General features: G+C 71.2%; 1 protein-coding gene. It reads left to right on the forward strand.

What is annotated here, in order from left to right; genetic code table 11:
- On the forward strand, window positions 1–8993 hold an 8993-nt coding region (locus ABT342_RS37480), incomplete at both ends, for a non-ribosomal peptide synthetase (protein WP_351583887.1).

Genomic DNA, 8993 nt, shown 5'->3' on the forward strand with positions numbered 1-8993 from the left:
CGCCTGGTGGCCTACCTCGTACCCGCAGACGGGGACAAGGACGGCGACAGCGGCGATCTGTCCGGCGTGGTGAAGGAGTTCACCGGGCGCCGGCTTCCGGACTACATGGTGCCGTCCGCCTTCGTCGTACTCGACACGCTGCCGCTCACATCGAACGGAAAGCTCGACCGCAAGGCCCTGCCGGCGCCTCGGAACGCCGGGGCAACCGGCACGGGACGCGGGCCCGCCAACGCCCGCGAAGAGATCCTCTGCACCGCGTTCGCCGAGCTGCTCGGCCTGGACAGCGTGGGTGTGGACGACGACTTCTTCCGGCTCGGCGGACACTCGCTGCTGGCCGTGTCGCTCGTGGAGCGGTTGCGGGAGCGCGGTGTGTCGGTGTCCGTGCGCACGCTCTTCCAGACGCCGACCCCCGCTGGTCTCGCGGCAGCCGCGGGCGCCGTGCGGATAGAGGTGCCGGCCAACGCCATCCCCGCGGACGCCGTGGAGATCACCCCGGAAATGCTGCCGCTGGTGGAGCTGTCCCCCGAGGAGATCGGACGCATCGTCGCGGGCGTGGACGGCGGAGCGGCCAATGTCGCGGACGTGTATCCGCTCGCTCCGCTCCAGGAGGGGCTGCTCTTCCACCACCTGCTCGCCGACGGGGGCGAGGACACGTATCTCACGCCGACAGTGCTGGCGTTCGACACGCGAGCCCGTCTGGACGGTTTCCTTGCCGCCCTGCAGCGAGTGATCGACCGTCATGACGTCTTCCGCACCGGTGTGGTGTGGGAGGGGCTCCGCGAACCGGTGCAGGTGGTGTGGCGTCGAGCCGTACTCCCGACGAAGGAAGTGGTGCTGGATCCGCGAGGCGCCGGCTTCGTGGACGAGCTGGTGGCAGCCGGTGGCCTCTCGATGGATCTGGGTCGGGCGCCGCTGATCGACGTGGTCACGGCTGCCGAGCCGGGCTCGGACCGATGGCTGGCGTCGGTGCGGATGCACCACATGATTCAGGACCACACGGCACTCGAGGTCGTGCTCGACGAGGTACAGGCGTTCCTCGACGGCCGCGCCGACGAACTGCCCGAGCCACTGCCGTTCCGGAACTTTGTCGCCCAGGCACGCACCGGGGCGGAGCTGTCGGAGCACGAGCGTTTCTTCACCGATCTGCTGGGCGATGTGAGCGAGCCGACGGCGGCGTTCGGGGTGCTGGACGCGCGCGGCGACGGCTCCGGCGTGGTGCGGGCGGGGCGGGTCGTCCCGATGGACTCGGCCGCACGGCTCAGGGAGGTGTCGCGCCGACTGGGCACGAGCCCGGCAACGGTTCTGCATGTGGCGTGGGCCAGGACGCTGGCGGCGGTCAGCGGCCGTGGCGACGTGGTGTTCGGCACCGTCCTGTTCGGCCGGATGAACGCGGGCGCGGGCGCTGACCGGGTCCCGGGTCCGTTCATGAACACACTGCCGGTACGTGTACGAGTCGGCGAGGCCGGCGCGTTGACGGCGGTGGAGGGCATGCGGTCGCAGCTGGCGGAGCTCCTCGAGCACGAACACGCGTCGTTGGCGGTGGCCCAGCAGGCCAGCGGCGTAGCTGCGGAAACGCCGCTCTTCACGTCACTGTTCAACTACCGGCGCAACCTCGGTGGCGGCCCTGGCCAGGACGCCGACCACGAGGGCCGAGGCGGCGGGCTCGACGGGATCACGACGCTGTTCGCGCGCGAGCGCACGAACTACCCACTCACCGTGTCGGTCGACGACGACGGCGAGGGAGCCGGCTTCGGGCTCACCGTGGACGCGGTGCCCGCGATCGACCCCCAGGCGGTCGGTGACCTCCTCGCCACCGCGGTGGAAGCCCTGATCACCGCGTTGGAAGAGGCACTCGACGGCGGCCCCGACCTCCCGTTGACGTCGGTCCAGGTGCTGGGCGAGGCCGAGCGGCGCCGGGTGCTGGTCGACTGGAACGACACGGCGTCCGGTGGCGCGGCGGCCACGATTCCGGCGCTCTTCGAGGCTCAGGTCGCGCGCACGCCCGACGCGGTCGCCGTGGCGTACGACGGGATCGAGGTGTCGTACGCCGAGCTCGACGCCCGGGCGAACCGGCTCGCGCGGCTGCTCGCCGGCCGCGCAGTCGGTCCGGAGTCGGTGGTGGGCGTGGTCCTGGACCGCGGCGTGGACATGGTGGTGGCGCTGCTGGGGGTGCTCAAGGCGGGTGGTGCGTATCTGCCCGTGGACCCGGGCTACCCGGCCGAGCGGATCGCCTTCATGCTGGCCGACGCGGGAGCGGTGTGCGTGCTCACCGGGGGAGAGGTGCGTCTGGAGGACAGCGCCGGCGTTCCCGTGGTGGCCCTCGACGACCCCGCGACCGTCGGTGAGCTGACGGGCCTCGACGGTGGTGCGCTGACAGCGGCCGAACGCGCGGCGGCACTGTCGCCGGAACATCCGGCGTACGTCATATACACCTCGGGTTCGACCGGCCGCCCCAAGGGCGTGGTCACACCCCACCGGGCGATCGGCCGTGTCGTACGGGAGACGAACTACATCGAACTGTCCGAGGAGGACGTCGTCGCCCAGCTCGCGTCGGTGTCCTTCGACGCGGCGACCTTCGAGATCTGGGGAGCCCTGCTGAACGGCGCGACCCTGGCGGTGGCGCCCGCGGGTGGACTGTCGGTGGCCGAGCTCGACGGCTTCCTGTCGGGTCACGCGGTGACCACGCTCTGGCTGACGGCCGGGCTGTTCCACGAGGTGGTGGAGACCAATGTGACGGCCCTGCGCGGGTTGCGTCACCTTCTGGCGGGCGGCGATGTGCTGTCCCTGCCGCACTGCCGCACGGTGCTGGAACGCTTCCCCGACGTACGGCTGCTCAACGGGTACGGGCCGACGGAGAGCACGACCTTCGCCGCCGTGCACGTGCTCAGTCCGTCGGCTCTGGAGCGGGGGACCGGTGTGCCCATCGGCGCTCCGATCACCGACACCCAGGTGTACGTCCTGGACGCCGGGCTTCGGCCGGTGCCGGTGGGAGTGGCCGGTGAACTGTATGTGGCCGGTGCGGGTCTGGCGCGTGGGTATGTGGGGCGTGCCGAGCTGACGGGCGAGCGGTTCGTGCCGTGCCCGTTCGGGGCGCCCGGGGAGCGGATGTACCGCACCGGAGACGTGGTGCGCCGGCGCGCGGACGGGCAGCTGGAGTTCCAGGGGCGTGCGGATGCGCAGGTGAAGATCCGTGGGTTCCGGATCGAGCCCGCTGAGATCGAGGCGGTTCTGGTCGGACATGAGCAGGTTGCGCAGGCCGCGGTGCTCGCGCGGGAGGACGTGCCGGGCGACAAGCGCCTGGTCGCGTACATCGTGCCCACCGATGCCGTCGATGCCGTCGAATCCGCCGAAGCGGGATCGTCCGTGGCCGGGCTGTCCGCGGCCGTGCTCGCCTTCGCCGCAGGCCGGGTGCCGGAGTACATGGTGCCGACGGCCGTGGTCGTACTCGACGCGTTGCCGTTGACGGTGAACGGAAAGCTGGACCGCAAGGCCCTGCCCGCCCCCGAGTACGCGGCCGGTGCCGGCCGGGGCCCGGCCACTGTGCGGGAAGAGCTTCTCTGCGGGGTGTTCGCGCAGGTCCTGGGAGTGGAGAGGGTCGGCGTCGACGACGACTTCTTCGCATTGGGCGGGCATTCGCTGCTCGCGGTGCGGCTGGTGAGCCGGGTCCGGGCGGTGCTCGGTGTCGAGCTGCCGCTGCGGACGCTGTTCGAGGCACCGACGGTGACGGCACTCGCGGCGCGCCTTGCCGGGACCGATGAGGCACGCCTCGCGCTGGCGGCCGGCGTACGTCCGGAACTGGTGCCGCTGTCGTTCGCGCAGCGACGCCTGTGGTTCCTCGGCGAGCTGGAGGGCCCGAGCGCGACGTACAACATCCCGGTCGCGATGCGGCTGAACGGCGATGTGGATCAGGATGCCCTCGGCGCGGCACTGCGTGACGTGATCGGGCGCCATGAGGCGCTGCGCACCGTCTTCGCCGAGGCTGACGGCGAGCCGTACCAGCACGTCCTGGACCTCGGCGATCTGGCGTGGGAGCTGTCAGTGGTCGAGGTGGCCCCGGACGGGCTGGCCGACGCCGTCGCCGACGCCCAGGGGCACGCCTTCGACCTGTCGGCGGAGGTGCCGATCCGGGCATGGCTGTTCACGTCCGGCCCGGACGCGGACGACAAGGTCCTCGTCGTGGTGGTGCACCACATCGCGGGCGACGGCTGGTCGATGGGGCCGCTGGCCCAGGACGTCTCGTACGCGTACGCGGCCCGGTGCGAGGGGCGGGCCCCGGAGTGGCAGCCCCTGCCGGTGCAGTACGCGGACTACGCCCTCTGGCAGCGAGAGCTGCTGGGCAACGAAAACGATCCGGACAGCCTGATATCACGTCAGATCGACTACTGGCGCGACGCGTTGGCCGCCACGCCGGAGGAGCTGGAGCTGCCCTTCGACCACCCGCGCCCCGCGGTGGCCGGCCATCGCGGGCACAGTGCGCCGCTCGAGGCTTCGGCCGAACTGCACGCACAGCTGTCGGAGTTGGCTCGCGCCGAGGGCGTGACCCTGTTCATGGTGCTGCAGGCCGCCGTGGCCACCCTGTTGTCACGGCTCGGTGCGGGCACCGACATTCCGATCGGGTCGGCGACCGCCGGCCGTACCGACGAGGCGCTCGACGATCTGGTCGGGTTCTTCGTGAACACGCTGGTCATACGCACCGACCTGTCCGGGGACCCGACGTTCCGGGAGACCCTGGCGCGGGTACGGGAAGCGGGCCTCTCCGCCTTCGCGCACCAGGACGTGCCGTTCGAGCGCCTGGTGGAGGAGCTCGCGCCTGAGCGCTCGCTGTCCCGGCATCCGCTGTTCCAGGTGATGCTCACACTGCAGAACAACGCAGACGCGGTGGTGGAGCTGCGCGGCCTTGGCTCGGAGGGGCTGTTCACGCGGGCTACGACGGCCAAGTTCGACCTGGAGATCGGGGTTGAGGAGACCTTCGACGGCGAAGGCCGGCCGGCGGGGCTGCGGGGTGTCGTCACCGCGTCGACCGACCTGTTCGAGGCCGAGACGGCGGGGCGTCTGGCGCAGCGCCTGACGCGGGTGCTGGAGATGCTGGCAGCCGCCCCGCAGACCCGGCTGGGCGCTGTGGACGTGCTCGACGAGAACGAGCGCCGCCGGATGCTGGTCGACTGGAACGACACCCGGGTCGACGTCGCGGTCGCACCCATTCCGGAGCTCTTCGCGGCGCAGGTGGCGAAGGCGCCGGATGCCGTGGCCGTCGTGAGCGACGGGGTCGAGGTGTCGTACGCGGAGCTGGACGCGCGGGCGAACCGGCTCGCGCGGCTGCTGGCAGGCCGCGGCGTGGGACCGGAGAAGGTGGTGGCGCTGGCGCTGGAGCGCGGCGCCGATCTGGTGGTCGCCCTGCTGGCGGTGTTGAAGACCGGCGGCGCCTACATGCCGATCGACCCCGAGTACCCGGCGGAGCGGATCGGCTTCATGCTCGCCGACACCGGCGCCGAAGCCGTCCTCACCACGGTCGACCGCGAGCCCGCCCTGTCGGAACTCACCGACGCGCCGGTACTCGCCCTGGACGACCCCGGAACGATCGAGGCCCTGGCCGCGTACTCCGCGTCCGCCGAGCCGATCGCGCCGCTCTCGGTCTCCGGGACCGCGTATGTGATCTTCACGTCGGGTTCGACGGGCCGGCCGAAGGGCGTGGCGGTCACCCACGCCGGCATCCCGAGTCTCTCGCACGGTCACGCCCACTACCTGGGCGTCTCGGCGAGCAGCCGGGTCGGGCAGTTCGCTTCGTCCGGCTTCGACGGCTTCGCCTGGGAGTGGTGCATGGCGCTGCTGTCGGGCGCGGCCCTGGTGGTCGTTCCCGGGGAACAGCGGGCCGGGGAAAGCCTGGCCCGGTTCCTGGCGGAGCAGGAGATCTCGCACGTGGCGTTGCCGCCGGCGGTGCTGGCGACCCTGGACGAGGGAGCGCTCCGCAATGACCTGACGCTGATCGTGTCCGGAGAGGCGTGCCCGCCGGAGCTGATGGCGCGCTGGGCGCGGGGCCGGGCGATGTTCAACTCGTACGGCCCGACGGAGACCACCGTGGACGCCACCCTCTGGCGCTGCGACCCAGAGGCGGGCGAGGTCGCCATCGGCGCGCCGGTCGTCAACACGCGCGTGTACGTCCTGGACGACGCGCTGAGCCCGGTCCCGGTGGGGGTCGCGGGCGAGCTGTACGTGGCGGGTGCGGGACTGGCGCGTGGCTATGTGGGTCGTACGGGTCTGACAGCGGAGCGATTCGTCGCCAACCCGTTCGGCGTCGCGGGTGAGCGGATGTACCGGACCGGTGACCGGGCCCGCTGGACGCCGGACGGTCAGCTGCTCTTCGCGGGGCGCGCGGACGACCAGGTGAAGATCCGTGGTTTCCGGATCGAGCTGGGTGAGATCGAGGCCGTCCTCCTCGGGCACGACCGGGTGGCACACGCCGCGGTGATCGCACGGGAGGACGTGCCCGGCGACAAGCGCCTGGTCGCCTACCTCGTGCCCGCCGACGGTCCGAGCGTGAGCGATGCCGTGCTCTCGGCCGAGGCGCTCGAGCTGGCGGCCGGCCGGGTGCCGGAGCATATGGTGCCGTCCGCCGTGGTCGTACTCGACTCGCTGCCGCTGACGGTGAACGGGAAGCTGGACCGCAAGGCGCTGCCCGTACCCCAGTACGCGACCGGCGTGGGCCGGGCGCCGGCCACACTCCAGGAGGAGATTCTGTGCGGCGTGTTCGCGCAGGTCCTGGGCCTGGCGAACGTCGGCGTCGACGACGACTTCTTCCGGCTCGGTGGTCACTCGCTGCTGGCGACGCGTCTGGTGAGCCGGATCCGGGCCGTCCTCGGCGTCGAACTGCCGCTGCGGACGCTGTTCGAGGCCCCGACGGTGGCGGGCCTCGCAGCCCGCCTCGGCGGGGCCGACGCGGCCCGGCCGACGCTGACGGCGGGGACCCGCCCCGAGCGGCTGCCGCTGTCGTTCGCGCAGCGCCGCCTGTGGTTCGTCGGACAGCTGGAAGGGCCGAGCGCGACGTACAACATGCCGGTCGCCCTGCGGCTGTCCGGGGATGTGGACCGGAATGCGCTGAACGCCGCGCTGCGGGATGTCATGGGCCGGCACGAGGTGCTGCGCACGCTGTACGCGGTCGCTGACGGGGAGCCGTACCAGCGGGTCCTCGGTGCCGAGGACCTGGCCTGGCGGCTCCAGGTGGAGGAGGTGGCACCGGAGGACCTTTCCGGTGCTGTCGCCGCCGCGCAGGAACATGTCTTCGACCTCTCGGCGGAGGTGCCGTTCCGCGCATGGCTGTTCGTGGCCGGGCCGGACGAGCAGGTCCTCGTCGTCCTGACCCATCACATTGCGGGTGACGGCTGGTCGATGGCGCCGCTGGCGCGTGATGTGTCGGTGGCGTACGAGGCGCGGGTCGCGGGTCGGGCTCCAGTGTGGGCGGATCTTCCGGTGCAGTACGCGGACTACGCGCTGTGGCAGCGGGAGCTGCTGGGTGACGAGCAGGACCCAGAGAGTCTGATCTCACGTCAAGTTGCCTACTGGGCTGCGGCGTTGGAGGGTGCGCCGGAGGAGCTGGCGCTGCCGTTCGACCATGTCCGTCCGGCGGTGGCGAGTTATCGGGGTCACAGTGTGCCGGTGGAGATTCCGGCGGAGCTGCATGCGCGGCTGATCGATCTGGCGCGGGCCGAGGGTGTGACCCTCTTTATGGTGTTGCAGGGTGCGCTGGCGGTGCTGCTGTCGCGGCTGGGTGCGGGCACGGATGTGCCGATCGGGTCGACGTTCGCCGGCCGTACGGATGAGGCGCTGGACGACCTGGTCGGGTTCTTCGTCAACACTCTGGTGGTACGCACCGACCTGTCCGGGGACCCGACATTCGGCGAGCTGTTGGCGCGGGTTCGGGAGACCGGCCTGGAGGCGTACGAGCATCAGGATGTGCCGTTCGAGCGCCTGGTGGAGGAGCTGGCTCCCACCCGCTCGCTGTCGCGGCACCCGCTGTTCCAGGTGATCCTCACGCTCCAGAACACCGACGAGGCCGTCCTCGACCTGCCCGGCCTGGACTCGCGCGGCTTCCCCGTGGGAGAGCAGACCGCGAAGTTCGATCTGGATGTGATCTTGGGGGAGGGTTTCGACGCGGAGGGTGTGCCTGCGGGGGTGCGGGGTGCGGTGACGGTGGCGGCGGATCTGTTCCGTCCGGAGGCTGCCGGACGTATCGCTGAACGGTGGCTGCGGGTGCTGGAGCTGCTGGCGGCCGCTCCGCAGACGCGGTTGAGTGCGGTGGACGTGCTTGATGCGGATGAGCGTCGTCGGGTGTTGGTGGAGTGGAACGACACGGCGGCGGAGGTGCCGGTTTCGACGATTCCTGGGTTGTTCGAGGCGGGGGTGGCGCGGACGCCGGATGCGGTGGCGGTGGCTGCTGATGGGGTCGAGGTGTCGTATGCGGAGCTGGATGCGCGGGCGAATCGTTTGGCGCGGTTGCTGATCGGGCGTGGGGTCGGTCCGGAGTCCGTGGTGGGGGTGGTGCTGGAGCGTGGTGTGGATCTGATGGTGGCGTTGCTCGGTGTGCTGAAGGCGGGCGGCGCGTATCTGCCGGTGGATCCGGAGTATCCGGCGGAGCGGATCGCGTTCATGCTCGCCGACGCGGGCGTGGCAGTGGTGGTGACCGCGGGCGGTGTGGAGCGCGCGGTGCCTGGGTCGCTTCCTCGGGTGGTGCTGGATGCGCCGGGGGTGGTCGGGGAGTTGGCCGCGTTTGATGGCGTGGTGGTGTCTGATGGTGAGCGGGTTGCGCCTTTGTCGGTGTCGCATCCGGCGTATGTGATTTATACGTCGGGGTCGACGGGTGTGCCGAAGGGTGTGCTGGTGTCGCATGTCGGGTTCGCGAGTTTTGCGGCGGGTCATGCTCGGTGGCTGGGTGTGGGGTCGGGGGATCGGGTGGGGCAGTTCGCGTCGGCGGGGTTTGACACGTTCGGCTGGGACTGGTG

This window comes from Streptomyces sp. NPDC000410, from assembly GCF_040300305.1.
Taxonomy (GTDB): Bacteria; Actinomycetota; Actinomycetes; order Streptomycetales; family Streptomycetaceae; genus Streptomyces.